The organism is Micromonospora vinacea, from assembly GCF_015751785.1.
In the GTDB taxonomy this organism is placed as follows: Bacteria; Actinomycetota; Actinomycetes; order Mycobacteriales; family Micromonosporaceae; genus Micromonospora; species Micromonospora vinacea.
This window is the reverse complement of record NZ_JADOTY010000001.1, coordinates 2,361,546-2,385,594: the sequence shown is the minus strand read 5'-3', so window position 1 is coordinate 2,385,594 and position 24,049 is coordinate 2,361,546. Positions and strand designations below refer to the sequence as shown.

The following is a 24,049-nucleotide window of genomic DNA, read 5'->3' as shown; positions in this document are numbered from 1 at the left end:
ATCGGGGCCGGGACTACGCTGCGCCGGGTGAGCGACGAACGCGACCACCCCGAACGTCAGGACGAGACGACTGAACGCCCTGACCGTGCGCCGGCCGGTGAACGCGCCGCCCACCGGCCGCGCAGCACCGACCCGCTGGAGTTGGGCTTCACGCCGCGCAAGCCGGTGCCGTGGCTGGCGCCGTTCCTGCTGATCAGCACCGGCATCCGGACGCTGCTGGCGGTGCTCTTCGGGGCGTACCTCGACAAGCGCGAGTTGCAGAACGCGTTCGGCGACGGCGTCTTCCGCCAGGTCGGGCCGGACGGCGGGCTGTGGCTCGACTACGTGGCCGACCTGGGCGACGGCTTCAACGCCACCTACTCCGTGGCGTACCTGCTGGCGCAGCCCGAGCTGACCGTCGACGGACACCGCCTGCCCCGGGCGCAGACCCTGGTGATGGGTGGGGACCAGGTGTACCCGTCGGCGGCCTACGCCGCGTACGAGGACCGGTGCAAGGGCCCCTACCAGGCCGCCCTGCCGGTGCCGCCGCCCGAGAAGCCGACGCTGTTCGCGGTGCCGGGCAACCACGACTGGTACGACGGTCTCACCGCGTTCCTACGGTTGTTCGTCCGCTCCCGGGACCGCAACTTCGCGGGCTGGGGCACCGGGCAGTCCCGGTCGTACTTCGCTGTGGAGTTGCCGGCCGGCTGGTGGTTGCTGGGGGTGGACGACCAGTCCGGCTCGTACCTGGACGACCCGCAGCTGGCCTACTTCGACGAGGTGGCCCGGCGGCTCGGTCCGGAGTCCAAGGTGATCATCGCGGCGCCGGCGCCGACCTGGGTCAAGGCCGCCGACAACCCCACCGCGTACGACTCGATCGACTACTTCATCCGTACGATCATCGACCCGACCGGGGCGCGGGTGCGGCTGCTGCTCTCCGGCGACCTGCACCACTACGCCCGCTACTCCGGGCCGGACCGGCAGCTGATCACGTGTGGTGGCGGCGGCGCGTACCTCTACCCCACGCACAAGCTGCCGGAGCGCATCGAGGTGCCACCGCGGGACACGCTGGCCCGCAAGGCCAGCTCCGCCCAGCCGTACGACCTGGTTGCCCGTTACCCGGACGCAGCGCGGTCCCGGCGCTACGGCTGGGGCATCTTCCCGCGGTTGCCGTTGCGCAATCCCGGCTTCACCACGTTGCTCGGCACCCTGCACACCCTGCTGATGCTGGCCATGGCGGGTGCGACGGCGAACTGGTCCGACAGCACCGACCAGCGGCTGTTCAGCGTTCCGCTGGTGGTGATGGTGCTGGTGACCGTGGTGGCGGCGGCCCTGTTCGCCAAGCCGCCGAGTGCGAGCGGCAAGCGCCACGCACGGCACTGGATCCTCGGCGTCGGCCACGGCGTGGCGCAGGTGGCCCTCGCTGCGGCCGGCACCTGGGTCTGGTTGGCGCTGCCGTTCTACGACTGGCCGTGGCCGCTGCCGGCGGTCGCCGCAGCGGTGCTCTACGGGCCGGTGATCGGTCTGGTCGCCAGCCAACTGGTGGCGGCGTACCTGCTGGTGGCGGGCTCGTTCGGGGTGAACGTCAACGAACTCTTCGCCGGCCAGGGGATCGAGGACTCCAAGTCGTTCCTGCGGTTGCGCATCGACCCGGACGGCACGCTGACCATCTACCCGCTGGGGGTGGACCGGGTCTCCCGCGACTGGCAGGTGAACCCCGACCAGTCCCCCACCGAGAGCTGGCTGATCCCGAAATCCCCGCTAACCGCCCACCTGACCGAACCCCCCACAGTCCTCCACTAACCCACCCACCCCCACCCCACCAACCCTCCGTTGATCATGAAGTTATTGCCCCGACGCGCCGCTCGGGATGGCAATAACTTCATGATCAACGCGGGGACGGGCGCCCGGGAGCCGGGAGGGAGGGGCTGGGGCGGGGTTAGGGGGTGTAGTGCTGGTCGTGGGCTTGGCGGGGGGCGCAGACCGAGGCTCGGGAGCAGGAGCAGCGGGAGCCGTCCGCGTCCAGACGAACCGTCACCGCGTCGCGGGGGACGCTGTGGCCGACGACCCGGCCGTCGCCCTCCGGGGTGGAGACCCGACTGCCGACCGCCGGGGCCGTCTCCTGAAAGCGCTGGTACAGCGGGTGCTCGTACTTGAGGCAGCACATCAGCCGGCCGCACGCGCCGGAGATGCGCAGCGGGTTGAGCGGCAGATCCTGGTCCTTCGCCATCCGGATGGTCACCGGCTCGAAGTCGGTGAGGAACGTGGCGCAGCACAGGTCCCGACCGCAGGAGCCGATGCCGCCCTGCACCCGCGCCGAGTCGCGGGCGGAGAGCTGGCGCAGCTCCACCCGACAGTGCAGGGTCGCGCCCAGGTCGCGGACCAGGGACCGGAAGTCCACCCGGTGCGGGGCGGTGAAGTACACGGTGCTGCGCTCGCCGCCGCTCTCGGCGGAGCCGAGCACATGGTCGACCGCCACCACCTTCATCGGCAGGCCGTGCGAGCGGATCAGCCGTTTCGCGGCCACCTTCGCCTCGGCCTTACGCCGACGCAACGCCTCATCCCGGCGGAGGTCGTCGTCGCCGGCCAGGCCGACCAGGCGGGGGAAGCCGTCGGTGTCCTCGGTCACCCACTGCGCGGCCCACACGCACTCCGCCACCTCGGGCCCGTCGTCGGTGGGCACCAGCACCCGGTCGCCCACCTGCGGACGAAACTCACCGGGGTCGAGGTAGTAGAGGCGCCCGTACCGGTTGAAGCTGACCGCGCAGAGCATGCCCATCCCCCCACCCTACGACGGCTCACGGCGTGAAGCGCAGCGACCGGCTGCGCCCCGCTGCCATTCATGACCGTCGACTCGACCTATTGCCGGGCGTCCCGTCGTGCCGTTGCTGCTCGCCCGGACGGTTGAATCCGGGGCCGGGCAGGAGACAAGACGGGCCTCGGCGGCGTTGAGTGGAGGCAGACCTGCGGGGGGTGCAGGGGGAAGACCACGGCGTCGCCGTGGGTGCCGGCTCCGGTCAGGCGCCCGCGAGCGACGCCGTGGCCTGTCCGGGGCAACACCCGCCACAGCCGGAGGGCCGAGGTCCAAGGCAATGCGAGCCCGGCCGGCAGGACGGTGATTCGGTTACCAGCCGACCCGGGTGGGCTGGTCGTAGCGGGGTCGCCCATCCGTTGGCGGACGCCACGCGGCCTCGGCCAGGCTCGGCGCCCACTGCCGCAGCAGTGTCTCCGCGCCGTCGTACGCGACGCAGAGCACCGCGAGCACCCGTGCGCCGATCTCGGCGGCGCCGGCCACACCGGGCCCGACCGGCCCGGGGCGCGTCGACGCACCGGTGGCGGTGGCGGCGACCACGGCGACCGCTTCGGCCGAGCGGAGCACGTCGGCCAACGTGCGGGCCAGCGCGAGGCGGCTGCCCTCCACCCAGTCGGCGAGGGCGTCGGCGTAACCGGCGGTGGATTCGAGTCGCCCGACCAGGCTGTCCGGCCCCTCGTCGAGGTGGCGCAGCAGCGCCGCCCGCTGTTGCCCGTACGCCGTGGCGGCCGGGCCGGACCAGAGCACCGAGTCGGTGAGCACGGCGGAGACGTCGTCGTACCCCCGGACCAGCCGGCGCACGGCGTGGCCGGCGCTGGCGAGCGGCACCGGGTGCAGGTCGAGGAAGCTGCGGACCGCGTCACCGGGCAGCACCTGCATGCGGCGCAGCAGCGGCCACACCCGGTGCCCCTCGGGGACGCCGGCCGCGATCAGCGTGTCCACCCGGCGGAGCAGGTCGACGCCGGGCTCGGCGAGCCGGTCGAGTGCGTCCATCAGGGTTCTCCGGCGAGCCGGCGGCGGGCCGCCCGGTCGACCTCGGCGTAGCGGTCGGCGGCCTCCCGCACCGCAGCCGCGGCGGCGGCGAGTCGACCGGCGGCGGCGCGGGCCTCCCGGGCCCGGTCGTCGGTGGCGGTGGCCCACTGCCTGTGCAGGGCCCGACCGATCTCGCCGGGGCGACCCGGTGCGTCGGCGCCGAAGGCGGCCTGGGCCGGGTCGCTGGCGGTGACTGTGTGCGAGACGAGGGTGAGCGTGGCGCTCGCCTCGTCCAGTCGGGCGGAGAGCGCGCGCAGTGTGTCCATCTCAGGCCCCCGCGAGCGGTCGGTAGGCGGCGAACGTCTCGTTGTGCAGCTTCTCCCGGGCCCACTCGGCGGCGTCGGCTGCCGCGGTGACCGCGGCCTGCACAGAACCGGCCACGTCGCGCGGGCTGCGGGTGTGCAGCGGCCCGAGGAACCGGACGTCGGTGATCCGTCCACCGGCGGTGACCACCACCTCGACAAGGCCGTCCGGCGAGCGGACGGTCACCTCGACGGTCGACACCGCCTGGTCGAACTCGGCCTGGAGGGACTCGATCCGGCGGTAGCGTCGCACCGCCTCCTCGATCCAGGCTTCGTCGATCTCCCCCCGCGGCATCGGCCGACTCCTCCCGGGTGATCCATCACTCAGTGTGCTGCCACCGTCACCACGGCACAGGGACCGTACCGCACCGCAATCGGGCCTGTCGATGCCTGTGGACAACGGCCGGGAGGCGCGGGTCAGCCCTTCCAGAGGGCGAGCATCATCGCCTCGACAGCGATCCGCGGCTTGACGTTCGCCTCGATCGCCGCACGGCAGGCGAGCACAGCCTCCAGCCGGCGCAGCGACCCCTCGGCGTCCCACTTCTGCGCGCCGGCACCGGCCAGCGCGGCCGTGTCGGTGTGCACCGGGGCGACGGGTGCGCGCAGGGCCATGGTGAGCGCGTCCCGGTAGAAGCCGGCCAGGTCGACGAGCGCCCGGTCCAGTGCGTCCCGTTGGGCCCGGGTGGCCCGGGACTTCTGCCGCTTCTCCAGCTCCTTGAGCTGGCCGGCGGCTCCTCGCATGGCACCGGCCGCGCCCCGGCCGGTGCCGCCCGCGCCGAGCGCGGTCTCCAGCGCCGCCCGCTCGGTCGTGTCGGCCTCGGTGACCGACGCCTCGGCCTCCGCCTCGGCCGCCTCGATCAGCGCGGATGCCGCGTCGAACGCCGCACCGACACCGGTCAACCGACGGGGCACCGCGAGCACCGCCTCACGCCGTTTGCGGGCCTCCGGGTCGCGGGCCAACCGGCGGGCCCGACCCACGTGACCCTGCGCGGCCGCCGCCGCCCACTGCGCCACGTCGGGCGCGATGCCGTCCCGCCGAACCAGCACCTCGGCCACCGCGGTGGCCGGCGGCTGCCGCAGGGGTACGACCCGACAGCGCGACCGGATGGTCACCGAGATGTCGTCCGGGTGGGTGGACGGGGCGCAGAGCAGAAAGACCGTCCGCGGCGGGGGTTCCTCGATCGCCTTGAGCAGCGCGTTGCCGGCGGCCTCGGTGAGCCGGTCGGCGTCCTCGATGACCACCACCTGCCAGCGCCCGCCAGACGGGGTGCTGGCCGCGCGGAGCACCAGCGCGCGCATCTCGTTGACGCCGATGGAGAGCCCTTCGGGCACCACCATCCGCACGTCGGCGTGGGTGCCGCCCATCGTGGTGTGGCAGCCGGGGCACTCGCCGCAGCCGGTGCCGTGCACGCACTGGAGTGCGGCGGCGAACGCCCGTGCGGCGACGGAGCGGCCGGAGCCGGGTGGCCCGGTGAAGATCCACGCGTGCGTCATCCCGGTGGACGGGTCCATCCCGCCGGTCGCGGCGTCGTCGGCTGTGAACGCGTCGCCGCTGGCCGGGCCGGCGGCGACCAGCGCGGGTGCGCCAGCACGCAGCACGGCGGCTGCCGCGGCGGCCGCGCGCCGCAGCTCGATCACCGCCTCGTCCTGACCGACCAGGTCGGCGAAGACGTCCGGCATCAGGTCTTGTGCTCCATCGTCACCAGCTCCGCGTCGGATAACTCAGGCTGCACCGAGGTGTCCGGGCCCTGCGCCGGCCGCGGGTGCACGATGCCGCCCGGCTTGCCGAGCATCTCCTCGACCCGCCGGACCACCAGCGCGGAGATCTCGTCGGCCGGCCGGGACGCGTCGAGCACCAGGTAGCGCTTCGGGTCGGCGGCGGCGAGATCGAGGAACGCGTACCGGACGCGCTCGTGGAAGGCGATCGACTCGGCCTCCAGCCGGTCGGTGCCGGTGTTGCGCGAGGCCACCCGGGACAGGCCGGTGCGCGGCTCGACGTCCAGCAGCACCACCAGGTCGGGCTTGAGGCCCCCGGTGGCCCAGGAGGACAGCCAGGAGACCTCGTCGACAGGCAGGGTCCGGCCGGCGCCCTGGTACGCCAGGGACGAGTCGACGTACCGGTCACTGATCACCACGCCGCCGCGGACCAGCGCGGGGCGGACGACGGTGGCCACGTGGTGCGCCCGGTCGGCGGCGTAGAGCAGCGCCTCGGCGCGCGGTGACGGGGCGTCGTCGCCGGAGGTGTCCAGCACCAGCGACCGGATCCGCCGACCGACGCCGGTGGCCCCCGGCTCGCGGGTGACCACGACGTCGCGACCGTGGCCGCGCAGCCGCTCGGAGAGCGCGGTGAGCTGGGTGGACTTGCCGGCGCCCTCGCCGCCCTCGAAGACCACGAAGAGCCCGGCGGAGACGAAAGGCTCGGCGGGCATCAGCGGACGACCCCGGATGGAGCCCCAGAGGTCGGCGAGGACCGGTACGCCCTTCTTGTCGTCCATCTGGCCGAACGCGCTGATCCCGGCGAAGATGCCGGCCGCACCGGCGGCGAGCAGCAGCAGTCGGGTGGAGGAGACGGAGATGCCGAGGTCGGCGATCTCCAGCTTGCGAGAGCCGCCGACACCGACCAGCACGCTACTCAGGCCGATGGCCAGGATCAGCACCAGCCGGGTGCCGATCTGCACCACAGCGAAGACCCGCCCGCGCACCTCGTCGGCCACCTCGCCGCCGAGCAGCGTGGTGCCGGCCAGGAAGGCCATCCCGGCACCGGCGCCGACCAGCACCGCGCCGACGATCGCCATGGACAGGTGGATGGCGAAGGCGAGGGTCATCACGGCGGCGCTGGCCAGCACGATGCTCATGCCGAACCAGCGACGTCGGGACATCTCCTTGACGACCATCGGGCCGAGCCCGATGCCGAGCGCCAGGCCGACGAAGATGGCACCGAAGAGCAGGGAGAACGCCGCGTCGCCAGCACCCAGGGAGTTGGCGAAGAACTTGGCAGTGCCGACCACGATGCCGCCGCCGGCGAACGCGCCGAAGATGCCCAGCACCAGGCCACGGACGAGCGGGGTCTGGCCGATGTACTTCCAGCCCTCGGAGAACTGCCGGAACATGCTCTGCTCGGCACGCTCGGCCTCACCGCGTTGCGCCTCGCTGATCTCCTTGATCCCGAATGCCACCACCAGTGCGGTGGCGAGCCGGGAGAAGGAGTTGAACCAGAGCGCGAGCTGGGCCGGCTCGGCCCAGGAGGGCAGGTCGCCGCCGACGGCACCGCGGACGCCACGGTCGAGCACGGCGAGGCCGATGGCGGCGGCGACGGGGGTGAGGCCGTACGTGGTGATCAGAGTGAGCTGGTTGGCCGCTTCCAGCCGTGCCCGCGGGATCAGGTTCGGGACCGCGGCCTCCTTGGCCGGGATCCAGAGCAGGGTGAGCGACTCGATCAGGAAAGTGGCGATCAGCGCCCAACCGACCACCAGGCCGCCCGCGGCGCCGCTGAGGGCGTAGAGCGGAATGGAGGCGAAGAGCACGAAGCGCAGCAGGTCGCAGATGACCATCGTCCAGCGCCGGTCGAACCGGTCGGCGAAGACGCCGGCCACCGGGCCGAGCACCAGCGCGGGCAGCAGCCGGATCGCGGTGACACCGCCGAACGCGGCGCCCTGGGCGGTGCTGCCCTGCACCTGCGAGGCGGCGAAGAGGGCGGTGGCCAGCAGGCCGAGCCAGTCACCGAAGGAGGCCGCGCCGAGCACGATCCAGAGCCGGCGGAACGGCCGGATGCGCAGCACGGAGCGGATCGCGGCATAGCCGGACGGATCAACCTGACCGCCGTTGGGCTGCGTGGCGGCGTTGCCCGACTGGTCACCTGAGCGCGACACGCCGGGCGACTCGCCGCTGTTCTGGCTTTCGATGGCCGTACCTCCACGTGCCGGCCCATCGCTGGGCACCTCCGGTGCAACACTCTAGACCCGGTGGGGGGCCACCCCCCGGGCGACATTCTCCTGCTCGCTGAGCCTAGGCCGCCGAAGGTACCGACCGCAGCCCGGACGTACGCGAGGGTATTTCGCATTTTCCGTCGGACAGTTAGCGTGCACACGTGGCCATCGAAAGCGACAAACTTCGCGAGCGCCTGGATCGGGCGACTGCCCACCTCGACCCCCCGTACGCGGTGGTCGACCTCACGGCCTTCGACGCCAATTCGGTCGCCCTGGCCGATCGCGCCACCGGAAAGCCGGTCCGCCTCGCCAGCAAGTCGGTCCGCAGCCGGGAGTTGATCAGTCGAGCCCTCGCCCGGCCCGGCTGGCAGGGCGTGATGGCCTTCACAGTGCCCGAGGCGATCTGGCTGGTCCGGGCCGGCGTCAGCGACGACGTGCTGGTCGCGTACCCGAGCGCGGACCGGGCCGCCCTCGCCGAGCTGGGCGCCGATCCGGCCCTCGCCGGCGCGATCACCCTGATGATCGACAGCACCGGCCAACTCGACCTCATCGACACCGTCGGGGCTCCGGGGCAGCGTGCCGAGCTGCGGCTCTGCCTGGATCTGGACGCCTCCTGGCGACCGCTGCGCGGGCGGGTGCACGTCGGCGTCCGCCGCTCACCGGTGCACAGCGCGCGGGCCGCCGGGGCGCTCGCCGCCGCCGTCGCGGGGCGGCCCGGCTTCCGGCTGGTCGGGCTGATGTCGTACGAGGCGCAGATCGCCGGCCTGGGCGACGCGCCGCCGGGCAAGACGCTGCTGGCCGGCGCGATCAGGCTGGCCCAGCGCAGCTCGTACCGCGAGTTGCTGGCCCGCCGTGGCGCGGCGGTCGCTGCGGTACGCGAGCACGCCGACCTGGAATTCGTCAACGGCGGCGGCACCGGCAGTGTGGCCGCGACCAGCGCCGATCCCGCGGTCACCGAGGTCACCGCGGGATCAGGCCTGTACGGGCCGACGCTGTTCGACGCCTACCGCGCCTGGCGGCCCACTCCGGCGGCGTTCTTCGCCTGCGCTGTGGTCCGCCGACCGACGCCGGAGCTGGCGACGGTGCTCGGCGGTGGCTGGATCGCCTCCGGCCCGGCCGCCGACAGTCGACTGCCCCGGCCGTGGCTACCGGCGGGGCTGAAGCTGGTCGGCACCGAGGGCGCCGGCGAGGTGCAGACTCCGTTGTCCGGAGCGGCGGCGGCCGGGCTGCGCGTCGGCGACCGGGTGTGGTTCCGGCACGCCAAGGCGGGCGAGCTGTGTGAACGGGTCAACGAGTTGCACCTGCTCGAGGGGGACGCGGTCGTGGCGACCGTCCCCACCTACCGGGGTGAGGGGCAGGCCTTCCTCTGAGACCGGACAGCCGGCCCCACCGCCGGCCGAGACCGGCGCCCGGCGCCGACTCAGGCCGGCTGGGCCGCCTCGGTCTGCTTCCCGGCGGTGGACCGGCCGTTGTCCGGGCCGTCGACCTGGCGGTGCAGGTACTCCCGGATCAACGCCTTCGCCTCCAGCAGCACCCGCTCGTCGCCGTCGGACTTCCGGCGGAACGCGAGCTTGATCAGCGCGTCCGCCGCCTCGACGGCGATCTCCAGCACGAAGCGCAGCTTGGGCACGTCGGTGAGCCCGAAACGCTCGGTGAGCACCCGGGCCAACTGGTCGGCGATCACGCCGTTGTTGTCCCGCTGCTCGTCGAGCAGGTGCAGGTCGACCACGTCGCCGAAGTGCAGGGTCCGGAACCCGGGGACGGTGCGGTGCATCGTGATGTACTCGTCGATGCCCGCGTCGACGCCGTCCCACCAGTGGGTCATCTCGTCGGACGCGAACCGCTCGTCGAGGCGCTGGAGGTAGGACTCCATGGTTCGCAGGGTCAGCGCCTGCACGATCGCCCGCTTGTCCGGAAAGAACTGGTAGACCGACCCGATCGCCACCTCGGCCCGCTCGGCGAGCAGGGTGGTGGTCAGCCCCTCGTACCCCACCTCGTCGACGAGTTCGGCGCAGGCATCCAACATGCGCTGTACCCGCGCGACACTTCGACCTTGCACCGGTACGCGGCGCAGCGGCCCGGTCGTGGCGGCTGGTGTGGACACTCTGCGCCACCCCCCTTCGACGGATGAACATATCTCCACGTCACGAGTCCGTGACTACCGGTACAACGAGCGGATCGCAATTGCGGTATTTACCAGCTAGAACGTTCCTGATATGAAGTCAGTTCATATTCATGAATGAGGAGCGCGCATGGTCCGCACCGCACCGCTCGGGGCTGGATGGTCCAACTGGGCCGGGAACCAGCGTGGCAGCGCCAGCACGATCCTGCGCCCCGGCTCGCCGACCGACGTCGCAGAAGCCGTCCGATCTGCCGCCGCCGACGGTGGTCGGATCCGGGTGACGGGCAGCGGCCACTCGTTCACCGCCGTCGCGCTCGCCGACGACCGTCGGATGGACCTGTCCGACCTGGACACCATGGTCAGCGTCGACGTCGCCCATCGACTGGTCACCGTACCGGCGGGAATGACCCTGCACGCACTCAACGGTCTGCTCGCCCGGCACGGCCTCGCGCTGCCCAACCTCGGCGACATCGACGCGCAGACAGTCGCCGGGGCGATCTCCACCGGCACCCACGGCACCGGAGCAGGCTACGGGTGCCTCTCCACCTTCGTCGAGGCGATCACACTGGTCACCGGCACCGGCGAGGTGCTGCGTTGCTCCGCCGACGAGCATCCCGACGTCCTCGCCGCCGCCCGGGTGTCGCTCGGCGCGCTCGGCGTCCTGGTCGAGGTGACACTGCGCTGCGTGGACGCCTTCGTCCTGCGCGCCCACGAACGCCCGGCCGAGCTGACCACCGTGCTCGCCGAACTACCCGAGCTGATCGGCCGGCACGACCACGTCGAGTTCTACTGGTTCCCGTACACGTCCCGGGTCCAGGTCAAGGCCAACGACCGGGTACCCGCCAACGACCGGCCGCTGTCCCGTTGGCGCGGCTGGGTGGACGACGACTTCCTGTCCAACCGGGTCTTCGCCGGGGCCTGCCGACTCGGCCGGGCCGTGCCCGCGCTGGCACCGGGCATCAGCGCGGTCTCCGCCCGCGCCCTCACCGAACGCCAGTACACCGGCCGCTCCGACCGGGTCTTCTGCACCCCGCGCCGGGTCCGCTTCGTGGAGATGGAGTACGGCCTGCCCCGCGAGGCGTTGCCGGAGGCGCTGGCCGCGCTCCAGCGGATCGTGGACGGCCTGCCGTTCAAGGTGCTCTTCCCGGTGGAGGTGCGATTCACCGCCGCCGACGACATCTGGCTGTCGCACGGCTACGGCCGGGACAACGCCTACATCGCCGTGCACCAGTACGTCGGCATGCCGTACGAGCCGTACTTCCGGGCCTTCGAGGAGGTGGCCGCCGGGCTGGGCGGTCGCCCACACTGGGGCAAGCTGCACTACCGCGACGCCGCCTCGCTGGCCACGGCGTACCCCCGCTTCGCCGACTTCCAGGCCGTCCGCGACCGCCTAGACCCCCACCGAGTCTTCACCAACCCCCACCTGAACCACGTTCTCGGGGTCTGACCGCCCTGGCCTAGGGATCTTGGAGGGAAACTGCCCTTCCAGGGGCACATTTCCTCCAAGATCTTCATCCTTTCCATCCAGCCGCCCGCAGCGCCTCCAGGATTTGACGGAGAACCTCGTCCGGGTGAGTACGGATCGCCCAGGCGGGAAACCGGAGCACGCGGTCGCCTTCGCTCCACAGATCGTTCTGGCGTCGCATGTCGGCCCACCAGGCCCGGGGATCAATGTGTTGGCCGCCGTCGATCTCGACATGCACCCTCCACTCCTCGAAGTAGGCGTCCAGGTAGCGACGTCGCCCGGTCGAGTCGTAGCGGATCTTCTGCCGCGCTGGCTCGGGTAGACCCGCGCGACGGATCAGCCCTAGGAAGTCCAGCTCCGCCAGGGAATGGGCACCGCCTGCGGCGTCCGCCGCCGTGGCCAACATCAGCTGGCGACGGCGGACCCGGGGCAGCCGTTCGACGATCCGGCTCAGGTCGTCGCCGGCCACGATCCGTTGTTGAAATGCGGCGGCGATGATCGTCCGCGCCTGCTGGTCGTCGCCTGCCCACTGCGCGGCGTCCACGATTGAACGAGCCGGCATGGTCCGCTTGGGTTGCCCGACCGCCAGCACGTCCTGCCCTCCGGAGACTCATGACCGTCAAGTCTCGCCATCACCAACCCCGCCGGCAGCCCCTGTGGATAAACGACGAGATCTTGGAAGGCGAACGCCCTTGGAGGGGCTGGTTGCTTCCAAGATCTCGTCGTTCCGGGCTACTCCGTGCTGGTGGCGGCCTTGCGCGGGGCGGCCTTCTTCGCCGGAGCCTTCTTCGCCGCCGTCGCCTTGGCGGTGGTGGTCTTCTTCGCGGCAGTGGACTTGCTGGCGGCGGCCGTCTTCTTGGTGGCCGTGGCCTTCTTCGCGGGCGCCTTCTTCGCCGCCGCCTTCTTCCGCGGCGCCGGACCCTTCGCCCGCTTCTCGGCCAGCATCTCGGACGCCTCCGCGAGGCTCAACTCCTCCGGCGTCTGCCCGCGCCGCAGCGACGCGTTGAACTCGCCATCGGTCACGTACGGGCCGAACCGGCCGTCCTTGATCACCAACGGCTTCTCGGTCGCCGGGTCCACGCCCATCTCGCGCAGCGGCGGTGCCGCGGCACGCCGTCCACGGGCCTTCGGGGCGGCCAGCAGAGCCAGCGCCTCGTCCAGGCCGACAGTGAACATCTGGTCCTCGGACTCCAGCGAACGGAACTCCTCGCCCCGCTTGACGTACGGGCCGTAGCGACCGTTGTTCGCGAAGACCTCGACGCCGTCCGGCGCGACACCGACCAGCCGGGGAAGGCTGAGCAGCTTCAGTGCCTCCTCCAGGGTCAGCGAGTCCGGGGTCTGCGTACGCAGCAGCGACGACTTCCGCTCGCCGCTGGAGACGTACGGGCCGAACCGGCCGGACTTGAGCACGATCGGCTCGCCGGTGGCGGGGTCGTCGCCGAGCTTGCGCTCGCCGCTGCCGCCGAGGAACAGCTCGTGCACCTTCTCCGGGGTCAGCTCGTCCGGGGCCAGGCCCTCGGGGATCGGTGCCCGGTCACCCTGGGTGCCGCCCTCCTCGCCCTCACCTGAGGCCGGTGCCGGCTGCTCGCCGCCGGGCAGCTCCCGTTGCAGGTACGGCCCGTACCGGCCGACCCGCACCACGACCTCGCGGCCGTCGTCGTCGGTGAAGAGCGGGATGGAGTTGACGCTGCGGGCGTCGATGTCGCTGAGGTTCTCGGTGACCAGCTTCTTGAGCCCGCCGGAACGGGCGATGTCCTGGTCACCGGCACCGTTGGAGCTGCCGAAGTAGAACGCGGTGAGGAAGTCGACAGCGGCGTGGTCGCCGCCGGCGATCTCGTCCAGCTCGTTCTCCATGGTGGCGGTGAAGTCGTAGTCGATCAGGCGCGGGTAGTGCCGCTCCATCAGCCCGATCACCGCGAAGGCCAGGAAGGTCGGGATCATCGCCTGGCCGCGCTTGGTGACGTACCCCCGGTCCTGGATCGTCTGCATGATCGACGCGTAGGTGGACGGGCGGCCGATGCCCAGCTCTTCCAGGGCCTTGACCAGCGACGCCTCGGTGTAGCGCGACGGCGGCTGGGTGTGGTGGCCCTGCGCGGCCAACTCGTCGGCGGTCAGCGGCTGGTCCTTGACCAGGGTGGGCAGCCGGCGCTCGGCGTCCTCGGCCTCGGCGTTCTCGTCGTCGCTGGACTCGACGTACGCGCGCAGGAAGCCCGGGTCGGTGATGGTCTTGCCGGTCGCGCCGAAGTCGGCCTCCTCCTGCGAGGTGGAGACCGCCCGGATGCGCACCGACACGCTGGAGCCGACCGCGTCGGTCATCTGCGAGGCGATGGTGCGCCGCCAGATCAACTCGTAGAGCTTGAACTCCTCGGCGGACAGCTCCTTGGCCACCTCGCCCGGGGTACGGAAGTTGTCCCCCGCCGGGCGGATCGCCTCGTGCGCCTCCTGCGCGTTCTTCACCTTGCCCGTGTAGCGACGCGGCTCCGGCGGAACGCTGCGCTCGCCGTACAGCTCGACGATCTGCCGGCGGGCCGCCGAGATGGCGGTCTCCGACAGGTTGACCGAGTCGGTACGCATATAGGTGATGTAGCCGTTCTCGTACAGGCGCTGCGCGGTGCGCATCGTCTGCTGCGAGGAGAGGCGCAGCTTGCGGGCCGCCTCCTGCTGGAGGGTCGAGGTGATGAACGGCGCGTACGGGCGACGGCGGTAGGGCTTTTCCTCGACCCGGGTGACGGTGAACGGCCGCCCCTCCAGTCGGGCCGCGAGACCCCGGGCGCCACTCTCGTCGAGGTGCACGACGCCAGCGCCGGCCCGGACGCGACCGGTGGTCGGCTCGAAGTCCTTACCGGTGGCGATCCGGTCGCCGTTCAGGGCGATCAGGGTGGCGTTGAACGCGCGCGGGCCCTCGCCGGCGTTGGCCACCGCGAGGGTGGCCAGGATGTCCCAGTACTCGGCGGTGCGGAAGGCCATCCGCTGCCGTTCCCGCTCGACCACGATGCGGGTCGCCACGGACTGCACCCGGCCGGCCGAGAGCCGCGGCATGACCTTCTTCCACAGCACCGGGGAGACCTCGTAGCCGTACAGGCGGTCGAGGATCCGGCGGGCCTCCTGGGCGTCGACCAGGTCGCGGTCGATCTCCCGGGGGTTGGCCACCGCCGCCTGGATCGCCGGCTTGGTGATCTCGTGGAAGACCATCCGCTTGACGGGCACCTTGGGCTTCAGCGTCTCGACCAGGTGCCAGGCGATCGCCTCACCCTCGCGGTCCTCATCCGTCGCCAGGAAGATCTCGTCGACCTCCTTGGCCAGCTTGACCAGCTTGCTGATCTGCTGCTTCCGATCGGCGGAGACGACGTAGAGCGCGTGGAAGCCGTTGTCGACGTCCACCCCGAGCCGGGCCCAGGGCTCCTTCTTGTATTTGGCCGGAACGTCGGCGGCGTTGCGCGGCAGGTCGCGGACGTGACCGAAGCTGGCCTCCACGACGTACCCCGGGCCAAGGTAGCCCGAGATCGTCTTGGCCTTCGCCGGTGACTCGACGATGACCAGACGGGTGGTTCCAGCTTCGTTTGGCACGTCTCTCCCCGACCTCACTCCTGCTCGTGGCCTGCCGGCGCCCGGACAGCCACCGCTTTCGACCCCGCCGTCGTACCGGCGGTCCGGATGTCCAACGTAACGCGCCGCCCGCGTTTCGGGTTTCGCGGGCCGCAAACCGCTTCGACGTGGCGGTCGACACCGCCGCGCCGCGCTCGGCACTGCCGGACGGCGCCACCGTACACCGTGGGTAGGGCTCGAAGCGGGTCACTGTGACGATGGCGGACCCATGACCGAGGTCCGACCCGCCCGTTTTCCGCCTGGATCGACCCGCAGGCTGTCCGGCACCGGACACCCGGCCGCCGCCGCCCACCTGGGCGGAATGACCGATTCAGGGCCGAGATGGCCAGGCGCCGGCCGGCGCAGCGCGCGGCGGCCCGCCGACCAGCTCGGTGAGTCGGGCCAGCCGGCGGCGGCCGCTGATCCGGTACGCCGGACCGCCCTCACCCGGGCCGAGCAGCGTCCCCGCCAGCCCGGCCGCGCCGAGCGCCACCCCGATCGACTCCCAACACTCCTGGTCGTCGGCGCCCAGCCGCAACAGGAAGCAGTCCGGAGGTTCCGGCGTCCCGGCCGCGGCGAGCCACAACCGCAGCCGCCGGCCGGTCAGGTGGAAGACGGCCGGCGGGCGTTTCGTCGTGCCCTGCAGCCAGGCGGCCGCGAGCGGCTTCAAGACCCGGGTGTACGACGTACGGACGCCGTGTCGCTCGCCCTCGGTCGGCTCCCAGTTCGCCGCGAGCCCACGCGACGCCAGTTCGGCGACGAGCACGTGCACCCGCCAGGCGGCGTCCACCTGCACGGAGAGACGGGCCGTGCCGCCCATCCGGACCACCTCACCCGGCCCGGCGAGCAGCCCGGCCAGGTCGGCGACTGTCGGTTCGGCCGCGTCCGCGCCGAAGAAGACGAGTTGTCGGCCAGCGTCGTCATCCTGCTGGGAAGAGGTGTGCTGCGCCGGGCCGTTCTGCGGCGCGCCGCCGCGGCGCCGCCCAGGAGTGGGCGTGTCGGACTCGGGCGCGGGAAACAGCGCCGGGGGTGGCTGTGCCTCCCCGGTGTCACCGAGCCCGCTCAGCGACACTCCGGCACCTCGTCGAATGCCTGTTTCAACTCCTCGGAGTTGAGTTTGCTGGTGTCCAGCGCGCTGGCGTCGTACTCCTTGTTGAGGGTGTCCACGGCGGCCCGTACGCCGTCGTAGAAGGCGGTCGGCTCGCCGGTGCCCAGGCCGTCGATGGTGTCCCGGGCCCGGCCGTACGCGTCCCGCATCTTCCCCAGTGAGCTGCGGAAACCCGCCGAGATGGCCTCGCCGTTCTCGGCCTCCGGGACGCCCGCCTTCTCCACCTTGCGGCGGGCGGCCTCGCTGGCCTGCTCCGCCCCGTCGAAGAGCCGCACCAGGTTCTCCTTGGCCTGCGCCGGCGTGGTCTGCGCGGTCATCTGCTCGTCGGTACTACTGGTCAGCTTGCTGATCTCGGAGCGCCACGGGGTGAGGGCACCGCAGACCGAGGCCGCCCAGGCTCGTGGACTGGGGCCCCCGCCGCAGCCGGCCAGGACGACGATCGTGGCCAGGACCACCGTGAACTTTCCGGCGGCAGACGCCCGGCACGTACGCATGCGTTGCAGCGTACGGCCTTTGGCCAGGTGTGGCATCGGGCCGGACGGCCGGGGTCCCCGGTCGACGGGCTACGTCGACCGGGGACCCCGGACCGGTACTGGATCAGGCGTTTACCGTCTCCGGCCGGTGATCGGTGCTGCCCGCGCCGGTGTTGCCATCGGCGTCCGAATCGGACATCGCGATGCCCTTGCGCTTGCTGAACACCACCGACGCCACGATGATCAGCGTCGCGACCAGCGCGATACCGACCCGCAGACCCACGTTGCGGTCGTCGCCGACACTCCAGGCCACCACGGCGGGTGCGATCAGCAGCGAGACCAGGTTCATCACCTTGATCAGCGGGTTGATCGCCGGGCCGGCGGTGTCCTTGAACGGGTCACCGACGGTGTCGCCGATGACAGTGGCGGCGTGCGCCTCGGAGCCCTTGCCGCCGTACGCGCCGTCCTCGACCAGCTTCTTGGCGTTGTCCCAGGCCCCACCGGAGTTGGACAGGAACACCGCCATCAGGGTGCCGGCACCGATAGCACCGGCCAGGTACGCCGCGAGCGCACCGGGCCCGAGGCCGAAGCCGACAGCGATCGGCGCCAGGATGGCGAGCAGGCCGGGGGTCATCAGCTCGCGCTGCGCGTCCCGGGTGCAGATGTCGACGACCTTGCCGTACTCCGGGCGCTGGGTGCCGTCCATGATGCCGGGCAGCTCACGGAACTGCCGGCGGACCTCCATCACCACGGCACCGGCCGAGCGGGACACCGCGTTGATGGCCAGCCCGGAGAAGAGGAAGACCACCGCAGCACCGATGATCAGGCCGACCAGGTTGCGCGGGTTCGCCACGTTCAGCGCGTTGAGGATCTCGTTGCCGACGTCGCCCACGCCAGCAGTCGCGTACGCGCTGCTGAGGGTGTCGGTGTACGAGCCGAACAGCGCGGTCGCGGCGAGCACCGCCGTGGCGATCGCGATGCCCTTGGTGATCGCCTTGGTGGTGTTGCCGACCGCGTCCAGCTCGGTCAGCGTGCGCGCGCCGTGCTCGTCGATGTCGCCGGACATCTCGGCGATGCCCTGGGCGTTGTCGGAGATCGGCCCGAAGGTGTCCATCGCGACAATCACGCCGACAGTGGTGAGCAGGCCGGTGCCGGCGAGAGCCACGGCGAACAGCGACAGCGTGATGGAGCTGCCGCCGAGGAGGAATGCGCCGAAGACGCCGGCGCCGATCAGCAGCGCCGAGTAGACGGCCGACTCCAGACCGATGCTGATGCCGGCCAGGATCACCGTCGCCGCACCGGTCTGCGAGCTCTTGCCGATGTCCTGCACCGGCCGCCGGTTGGTCTCGGTGAAGTAGCCGGTCAGCGCCTGGATCGCGGCGGCCAGCACGATGCCGATCACGACCGCGCCGATGGCCACCAGTCGCGGGTTGCCGGTGGCGTCGGTGAGGCCACTGTCGAACTCGCCGAACGTCGCCGGCAGGTAGGCGTAGGCGGCGATCGCCACCAGCACCGCGGAGAGCACCGCCGACAGGTAGAAGGCCCGGTTGATCGCGGTCAGGCCGTTACGGTCGGACGCGCGCAGTCGGGTGATGAAGACGCCGACGATCGCGATCAGCACGCCGATGGTGGAGATGATCAGCGGGAAGACCAGGCCCTGCTCGCCGAAGGCGGCGCGGCCGAGGATCAGCGCGGCGACGAGCGTCACCGCGTACGACTCGAACAGGTCGGCGGCCATGCCGGCGCAGTCACCGACGTTGTCGCCCACGTTGTCGGCGATGGTGGCGGCGTTGCGCGGGTCGTCCTCGGGGATGCCCTGCTCGACCTTGCCGACCAGGTCGGCGCCGACGTCGGCGGCCTTGGTGAAGATGCCGCCGCCGACCCGCATGAACATCGCGAGCAGCGCGGCGCCGAAGCCGAAGCCCTCCAGCACCGTGGGCGCGTCACCCCGGTAGACGAGGACGACAAGCGCGGCACCGAAGAGGCCGAGGCCGACGGTGAGGAAGCCGACGACGCCACCGGTCCGGAAAGCGATCTTCATGGCCGCTTCGCGGCCACCTACTCGCTCTCTCGCGGCGGCGGCCACGCGCAGGTTGGCGCGGGTGGCCAACCACATGCCGGCGCCGCCGATGAACGCGCTGAACAGGGCGCCCACCACGAAGAAGAGCGAACGGCCGATCTTCACAGCGAGCTCATTGCCATCGGTGTCGTGCACCGGAAGCAGGAAGAGCAGCACGACGGCGACGACGACGAAGATCGCCAGGGTGCGGAATTGACGGAGCAGGTAGGCCGAGGCGCCCTCCTGGACCGCCCCCGAGATCTCCTGCATTTTCTCGGTGCCCTTACCAGCGGCCAGCACCGTTTTCGTCAGGGCGGCAGCGAAACCGAGCGCCACCAACGCGACGACCGCGGCGATGACGACGTAGGTGACATTGCTTCCGGTAAGGGAAAGCCCGCCGCCGTCGGCGGCCAAGGTCTCGGACATCTGTGTCCTCCTGTTACCGAACAATCGCGCCGGTGAGTGGAGACGCACTGACCGACGCCTGGATGCGGACTCGCAAGCGCGCGCCAACCCACCAGCGGACCAGCGATGAACACCCATACCCGCTGGCTGCGGGATGGGTCACTTGCTGACAACCCGGGTACTGTAGCCCTCCGCAGTGTTGGAGGTCACACCCAGGTGGCACCGTGTCGCGATGATCTTCGTCGCTGTGTTATGAAACGAAATCTGATATAGGGCCCGATCCATGCGAAGAAGGCCGCATCCCCAGCAGGGGACACGGCCTACGCAGCGGAAGTGGGTCAGCGGCCGACCGGCCACACCATCCGGACCTCGGTGCCGATGCCCTCGTCGACCGGGCGCACCTGCAGGTCCTCGACGAAGCCGGCGAGGAGCGCGAAGCCGACGCCGGTGGTCAGCGCCTCATCGGTGAGCGACTCGTTGGCAAGCTCGTCCGGCGGCAGCGCGGTCAGACCGATGCCCGCCTCGATCGGCGCCCGATCCACCACCCGCACGGCGTACGAGCCACCGTCGGACATCTCCACCAGCACCGGGTCGGCCAGGCCGTACTGCCGGTGCAGGGCCACCGCGCGCGTGCACGCCTCACCGATGGCCAGACGCACCTCGTCCAGCAGGTCCTCCCGGACCCCGGCCCGCCGGGCGACGGCGACGCCGACCAGGCGGGCGGTGCGCACGTGCACCGGGGCGGGCGAGAAGGAGAGCTTGACTGTCGCCATCACGCGCCGGCGCCCGCCGAGTCGGCGCTGATCGCCGCGTCGACCGTCGGGTGCAGCGGAAACACCTGGTCCAGTGCGGTGATCCGGAAGATCTTGAGCAGCGGCTCCTTGTCGCAGACCAGGGCGAACGAACCGCCGGCCGAACGGAGCCGCTTGAGCGCGCCGACCAGCACGCCCAGCCCGGTGGAGTCGAGGAAGTCCACCCGACCGAGGTCGACAACCACGTGACGTGCGCCACCGTCGATCAGTTCGAGGAGTCGTTCACGGAGCCGGGGCGCGGTGTAGACGTCCACCTCACCACCGACCTCGAGCACCGTGTGCTCGCCCACGGTGCGGGTCGCCAGTGACAGCTCCATCGGTCCTCCTCGCCAGAGCCGTAAACTCTCGTGGGCATCTAACCACTACCGCCGGGACGGCCTGCGGACACCAGCGGAGGCTTCCCCTTACCCCGGTGTCCGACTTTTCATCTCCGAACACCAGTGCGAGAGTGCAGGGCGTGACCTCCAACGACTTCAGCTCCGCGCGCGGCACACCGCGCCACGACCTGGAGTCGTCGTCCGCCGCCACCGTATCCGCTGGTCCCGGCCCCGGGCCAGCGCCGGCCGACCTGCTGCGCCGGCTGCGCGCCCGGGGCGCCGCCGACCCGGTCACCCACGTCGAGCGGGTGCCGGCCCGCGCCGGGGTGCCCGCGCCGTGGCCGTCGTGGGCACCGGCGGAGTTGCGCGCGGCGTTCACGCGGCGCGGCGTGGTCGCGCCGTGGCAGCACCAGGCCGAGGCGGCCAACCTGGCGTACGAGGGCCAGCACGTGGTCGTCGCCACCGGCACCGCGTCCGGCAAGTCACTGGCGTACCAGCTGCCGGCCCTGGCCACAGTGCTCGCCGACCCCCGGGCCACAGTGCTCTACCTGGCGCCGACCAAGGCGCTCGCAGCGGACCAGTTGCGCGCCGTCGCCGCGCTGGAGCTGGAGGGGGTACGCCCCGCGTGCTACGACGGGGACACTCCGCGCACCGAACGGGAGTGGATCCGGCGGCACTCCCGGTTCGTGCTGACCAACCCGGACATGCTGCACCACGGCATCCTGCCCGGGCACGCCCAGTGGTCCGGCTTCCTGCGCCGACTCGCGTACGTGGTGATCGACGAGTGCCACACCTACCGGGGCGTGTTCGGCTCGCACGTCGCGCACGTGCTGCGTCGGCTGCGCCGGCAGTGCGCCCGGTTCGGGGCCACCCCGGTGTTCGTGCTCGCCTCTGCCACCTCCGGCGACCCGGCCACCGCGGCCGGGCGGCTGACCGGCCTGCCGGTGACGGCGGTCACCGAGGACGCCTCCCCCCGCGGCGGGGTGACCTTCGCGCTCTGGGAGCCGCCCCTGCTGCCACCCGGCTCGTCGGCCTCCTCCCCGGTGCCCCCGCAGGCGACGGGCGAGCACGACGAGCTTCACCAGGTCCGCCGGTCGGCGCTGCGCGAGACCGCGGACCTGCTCGCCGACACTGTCGCCGAGGGGGTACGCACCCTCGCGTTCGTCCGCTCCCGCAAGGGCGCCGAGGTGGTGGCCGCCAACGCGCGTCGAGCGCTGGACGACGCGGTACCGGGGCTCGGCGACCGGGTGGCCGCCTACCGGGGCGGCTACCTGCGGGAGGAGCGGCGCGAGCTGGAACGGGCCTTGCTGCACGGCGACCTGCTCGGCCTGGCCTCGACCAACGCGCTCGAGCTGGGCGTGGACCTGGTCGGGCTCGACGCGGTGCTGATCTGCGGATACCCGGGCACCCGGGCGTCGCTGTGGCAGCAGGCGGGCCGCGCCGGGCGTTCCGGGCAGGAGGCCCTCGCGGTGCTGGTGGCCCGGGACGACCCGCTGGACACCTACCTGGTGCACCACCCGGAGGCGATCTTCGGTGCGCCGGTGGAGGCGACTGTCCTCGACCCGGCCAACCCGTACGTGCTGGCACCGCAGCTCGCCTGCGCCGCGGTGGAGGCACCGCTCACCCCGGCCGACCTGGTGCTCTTCGGCGAGGGGGCGAAGGAGGCGGTCGACGAGCTGGTCGCGGCGGGGGCGCTGCGGCAGCGGCCCACCGGTTGGTACTGGCGGCACCGGGAGCGACCCGAGGTGGACCTGCGTGGCGAGGGCGGCGCACCGGTCGCCGTGGTGGAGTCGTCGACCGGCCGACTGCTCGGCACTGTCGACGGCGGCTCGTCGCACTTCCTGCTGCACTCCGGCGCGGTCTACCTGCACCAGGGTGTCTCGTACGTGGTCGACCAGCTCGACCTGGCCGACGGGTGCGCGCTGGTACGCGCCGAGGAACCGGACTGGTCCACCCACGCCCGTGACGTCACCGACCTGTCAGTGGTGTCGGTCCGCTCCTACGTGGACGCCGGGCCGGTCGGCATGTTCCTCGGTGAGGTGGATGTGACCAGCCAGGTGGTGTCGTACCAGCGGCGGCGGATCGCCACCGGCGAGGTGATCGACACCCGACCGCTCGACCTGCCCAGCCGGGAGCTTCGCACTGTGGCGGTCTGGTTCACCCTGTCACCGCAGTCGTTGGCCCTCGCCGGGGTCCAGCCAGCCGACGTGCCGGGTGCGCTGCACGCCGCCGAACACGCCGCGATCGGCCTGCTGCCGTTGATGGCGACCTGCGACCGGTGGGACATCGGCGGGCTCTCCACCGCTCTGCACCCGGACACCGAGGCGCCGACCGTCTTCGTCTACGACGGGCACCCGGGTGGCGCCGGGTTCGCCGAGCGGGCGTACGGGACGGCGGCGTCGTGGCTGCGGGCCACCCGGGACGCGATCGCGGAGTGCGGCTGCGAGACCGGCTGCCCGTCCTGCGTGCAGTCACCGAAATGCGGCAACGGCAACAACCCGCTCTCCAAGCCGGACGCGATCCGGGTGCTCGACGTGGTGCTGGCGAACCTGCCGGACTGAGCAGCTTGCATGAATCGGCATGGCACGGGGCACAATGGTGTGGGAGCGCTTCCATCGATGCCTATGTTGCTGATCGCCCCCCGTGCCCGAGGAGAAGCTGTGGCCGACACCATCGCCGAGACCGTCGACCTGCTCTACACCATCGACCAGGACAATCTCACCCTCGACCAGCAGATCGCGCTGGGGTCGGCACTGGCCGCCCTGGCCCAGGCGGAACGGCTGGAACAGATCAACGAGCGGCTGCGCGGCATCCACCAGGTGCTCAACACCTGGGCGCTGCGGGCCGCGACCTCCGTCGACAGCCGCTGAGGTCGCCCGGAGTGATCCTGCAAGGGCACCAGTGATCACTCCGTGCTGGGTAGTCGTCCGACGGCCTCGACGGCTACCCAGCAGCAACTGATCATGGGCGGCAGGGAGGGCGGTGCTTGTCGGGCTGTGCGAGACTCCGGCGCACCAACCCCCGGAGGAGTTCACATGCAGCTCGACAACTTGCAGGGTCAGCACCAGTTCCACATCCGCCAGCGACTGCGCATGATGGTCAACCAGTACGAGGTCCGGGCGGTCTCCCCGGACGGCACCGAGGGTGAGCTGCTGGCGTTCGCGCAGCAGAAGCGGCTCGCCTTCAAGGAGCAGGTGACCATCTACACGGATGACTCCAAGCAGCAGCCGCTGCTCGGCTTCAAGGCCCGCCAGCGCATCGACCTCGGTGCCACGTACGACGTCACCGACGCGGCCGGCAACCCGATCGGCCTGTTCCGCAAGGACTTCGCCCAGTCGCTGCTGCGCTCCACCTGGCACGTCGAGCAGGCCGGCCTGCCGCAGGTGACGGGCCAGGAGCGGAGCATGCCGGTGGCACTGCTGCGTCGGTTCGTCGACTCGCTGTCCTGGCTGCCGTACCACTTCGACTTCACCGCGGGCGGCCAGCCGGTCTTCACCGTGGTCAAGAAGTGGGGTCTGCGCGACAAGTACATCGTCGAGGTGCAGAACCCGCAGATCGACCGCCGCCTGGTCATCGCGATGGCCGTCGCCCTCGACGCGCTCCAGGCCCGCTGACACACCCGGCCCGGACCAGGGCGCTGCGGTGACCCTCG

At 71.6% G+C, this 24,049-nt stretch carries 20 protein-coding genes; 6 read left to right on the top strand and 14 right to left on the bottom strand.

The window, feature by feature from the left end; all coding sequences use genetic code 11:
- Window positions 1-27: 27 nt before the first annotated feature.
- On the top strand, window positions 28-1,782 hold the full coding sequence (locus tag IW249_RS11475; protein WP_196920707.1) for a metallophosphoesterase family protein: 1,755 nt from the start codon (window positions 28-30) through the stop codon (window positions 1,780-1,782).
- A gap of 136 nt (window positions 1,783-1,918) precedes the next feature.
- Here the strand turns inward: IW249_RS11475 and IW249_RS11470 are convergent, their stop codons facing one another.
- From IW249_RS11470 to tmk, 6 genes are all read right to left on the bottom strand, one after another.
- Window positions 1,919-2,758 carry a PSP1 domain-containing protein gene (locus IW249_RS11470; RefSeq protein ID WP_196920706.1) on the bottom strand — a complete coding sequence of 280 codons (840 nt, stop codon included), beginning with the start codon at window positions 2,756-2,758 and terminating at the stop codon, window positions 1,919-1,921.
- Between the two features lie 345 nt (window positions 2,759-3,103).
- Complete coding sequence (locus tag IW249_RS11465) at window positions 3,104-3,784, bottom strand: hypothetical protein (protein ID WP_196920705.1); 681 nt, start codon at window positions 3,782-3,784, stop codon at window positions 3,104-3,106.
- Window positions 3,784-4,089: a hypothetical protein gene (locus IW249_RS11460; protein WP_196920704.1), complete on the bottom strand. Its 306-nt coding sequence runs from the start codon at window positions 4,087-4,089 to the stop codon at window positions 3,784-3,786. Before IW249_RS11460 ends, IW249_RS11465 begins: the two co-directional genes overlap by 1 nt.
- A gap of 1 nt (window position 4,090) precedes the next feature.
- A complete protein-coding gene (locus tag IW249_RS11455) occupies window positions 4,091-4,420 on the bottom strand; it encodes a YbaB/EbfC family nucleoid-associated protein (RefSeq protein ID WP_007454690.1) in 330 nt (109 codons plus the stop codon).
- Between the two features lie 122 nt (window positions 4,421-4,542).
- Complete coding sequence (locus tag IW249_RS11450; protein WP_196920703.1) at window positions 4,543-5,805, bottom strand: DNA polymerase III subunit delta'; 1,263 nt, start codon at window positions 5,803-5,805, stop codon at window positions 4,543-4,545.
- Window positions 5,805-7,904: a dTMP kinase gene (gene tmk, locus IW249_RS11445; RefSeq protein WP_196924744.1), complete on the bottom strand. Its 2,100-nt coding sequence runs from the start codon at window positions 7,902-7,904 to the stop codon at window positions 5,805-5,807. Before tmk ends, IW249_RS11450 begins: the two co-directional genes overlap by 1 nt.
- Window positions 7,905-8,212: 308 nt before the next feature.
- Between tmk and IW249_RS11440 the strand changes: the two genes are divergently transcribed.
- Window positions 8,213-9,421, top strand: coding sequence for an amino acid deaminase/aldolase (locus IW249_RS11440; protein WP_196920702.1), 1,209 nt, complete (start codon window positions 8,213-8,215; stop codon window positions 9,419-9,421).
- A 50-nt stretch (window positions 9,422-9,471) separates the two neighbouring features.
- Here IW249_RS11440 and IW249_RS11435 read toward each other — a convergent pair whose 3' ends face one another.
- Window positions 9,472-10,077, bottom strand: coding sequence for a TetR/AcrR family transcriptional regulator (locus IW249_RS11435; RefSeq protein ID WP_196920701.1), 606 nt, complete (start codon window positions 10,075-10,077; stop codon window positions 9,472-9,474).
- Between the two features lie 226 nt (window positions 10,078-10,303).
- Here IW249_RS11435 and IW249_RS11430 point away from each other — a divergent pair, with 226 nt between their 5' ends.
- Window positions 10,304-11,620, top strand: coding sequence for a D-arabinono-1,4-lactone oxidase (locus tag IW249_RS11430; protein WP_196920700.1), 1,317 nt, complete (start codon window positions 10,304-10,306; stop codon window positions 11,618-11,620).
- Between the two features lie 64 nt (window positions 11,621-11,684).
- Here the strand turns inward: IW249_RS11430 and IW249_RS11425 are convergent, their stop codons facing one another.
- From IW249_RS11425 to IW249_RS11395, 7 genes are all read right to left on the bottom strand, one after another.
- Complete coding sequence (locus IW249_RS11425) at window positions 11,685-12,182, bottom strand: endonuclease domain-containing protein (RefSeq protein ID WP_307788570.1); 498 nt, start codon at window positions 12,180-12,182, stop codon at window positions 11,685-11,687.
- Window positions 12,183-12,370: 188 nt separating this feature from the next.
- The gene (topA, locus tag IW249_RS11420) at window positions 12,371-15,205 is read right to left on the bottom strand and encodes a type I DNA topoisomerase (RefSeq protein WP_196920698.1); all 2,835 of its coding nucleotides are present in this window, start codon (window positions 15,203-15,205) and stop codon (window positions 12,371-12,373) included.
- 349 nt (window positions 15,206-15,554) lie between these two features.
- A complete protein-coding gene (locus tag IW249_RS11415) occupies window positions 15,555-16,295 on the bottom strand; it encodes a hypothetical protein (RefSeq protein WP_196920697.1) in 741 nt (246 codons plus the stop codon).
- The gene (locus IW249_RS11410) at window positions 16,286-16,825 is read right to left on the bottom strand and encodes a hypothetical protein (protein WP_196920696.1); all 540 of its coding nucleotides are present in this window, start codon (window positions 16,823-16,825) and stop codon (window positions 16,286-16,288) included. The genes IW249_RS11415 and IW249_RS11410 overlap by 10 nt, the downstream gene beginning before the upstream one ends.
- A 103-nt stretch (window positions 16,826-16,928) precedes the next feature.
- Complete coding sequence (locus tag IW249_RS11405; RefSeq protein WP_196920695.1) at window positions 16,929-19,289, bottom strand: sodium-translocating pyrophosphatase; 2,361 nt, start codon at window positions 19,287-19,289, stop codon at window positions 16,929-16,931.
- Window positions 19,290-19,606: 317 nt separating this feature from the next.
- The gene (locus IW249_RS11400) at window positions 19,607-20,044 is read right to left on the bottom strand and encodes an ATP-binding protein (protein ID WP_030334228.1); all 438 of its coding nucleotides are present in this window, start codon (window positions 20,042-20,044) and stop codon (window positions 19,607-19,609) included.
- Entirely contained in the window at window positions 20,041-20,397 is a 357-nt protein-coding gene (locus IW249_RS11395) for an STAS domain-containing protein (RefSeq protein ID WP_179781807.1), read from the bottom strand. Before IW249_RS11395 ends, IW249_RS11400 begins: the two co-directional genes overlap by 4 nt.
- Before the next feature lie 188 nt (window positions 20,398-20,585).
- On the opposite strand from IW249_RS11395, the gene sftH reads away from it, so the two are divergent.
- The 3 genes from sftH to IW249_RS11380 all read left to right on the top strand — a co-directional run bounded on the left by sftH (window position 20,586) and on the right by IW249_RS11380 (window position 24,011).
- Window positions 20,586-22,958 carry a DEAD/DEAH box helicase gene (sftH, locus tag IW249_RS11390; RefSeq protein WP_231393354.1) on the top strand — a complete coding sequence of 791 codons (2,373 nt, stop codon included), beginning with the start codon at window positions 20,586-20,588 and terminating at the stop codon, window positions 22,956-22,958.
- A 99-nt stretch (window positions 22,959-23,057) separates the two neighbouring features.
- Window positions 23,058-23,267 carry a hypothetical protein gene (locus IW249_RS11385; protein ID WP_030334221.1) on the top strand — a complete coding sequence of 70 codons (210 nt, stop codon included), beginning with the start codon at window positions 23,058-23,060 and terminating at the stop codon, window positions 23,265-23,267.
- 165 nt (window positions 23,268-23,432) lie between these two features.
- Window positions 23,433-24,011: an LURP-one-related family protein gene (locus tag IW249_RS11380; RefSeq protein WP_196920693.1), complete on the top strand. Its 579-nt coding sequence runs from the start codon at window positions 23,433-23,435 to the stop codon at window positions 24,009-24,011.
- Window positions 24,012-24,049 lie beyond the last annotated feature (38 nt).

What these genes read in the sequence shown, in the direction of transcription:
- IW249_RS11465 (WP_196920705.1), bottom strand. Translation starts at nt 3,784, where the DNA reads ATGGACGCACTCGACCGGCTCGCCGAGCCCGGCGTCGACCTGCTCCGC.
- IW249_RS11435 (WP_196920701.1), bottom strand. Translation starts at nt 10,077, where the DNA reads ATGTTGGATGCCTGCGCCGAACTCGTCGACGAGGTGGGGTACGAGGGG.
- IW249_RS11430 (WP_196920700.1), top strand. Translation starts at nt 10,304, where the DNA reads ATGGTCCGCACCGCACCGCTCGGGGCTGGATGGTCCAACTGGGCCGGG.
- IW249_RS11460 (WP_196920704.1), bottom strand. Translation starts at nt 4,089, where the DNA reads ATGGACACACTGCGCGCGCTCTCCGCCCGACTGGACGAGGCGAGCGCC.
- IW249_RS11470 (WP_196920706.1), bottom strand. Translation starts at nt 2,758, where the DNA reads ATGGGCATGCTCTGCGCGGTCAGCTTCAACCGGTACGGGCGCCTCTAC.
- IW249_RS11405 (WP_196920695.1), bottom strand. Translation starts at nt 19,289, where the DNA reads ATGTCCGAGACCTTGGCCGCCGACGGCGGCGGGCTTTCCCTTACCGGA.
- IW249_RS11455 (WP_007454690.1), bottom strand. Translation starts at nt 4,420, where the DNA reads ATGCCGCGGGGGGAGATCGACGAAGCCTGGATCGAGGAGGCGGTGCGA.
- IW249_RS11380 (WP_196920693.1), top strand. Translation starts at nt 23,433, where the DNA reads ATGCAGCTCGACAACTTGCAGGGTCAGCACCAGTTCCACATCCGCCAG.
- IW249_RS11395 (WP_179781807.1), bottom strand. Translation starts at nt 20,397, where the DNA reads ATGGAGCTGTCACTGGCGACCCGCACCGTGGGCGAGCACACGGTGCTC.
- IW249_RS11450 (WP_196920703.1), bottom strand. Translation starts at nt 5,805, where the DNA reads ATGCCGGACGTCTTCGCCGACCTGGTCGGTCAGGACGAGGCGGTGATC.
- IW249_RS11410 (WP_196920696.1), bottom strand. Translation starts at nt 16,825, where the DNA reads ATGCGTACGTGCCGGGCGTCTGCCGCCGGAAAGTTCACGGTGGTCCTG.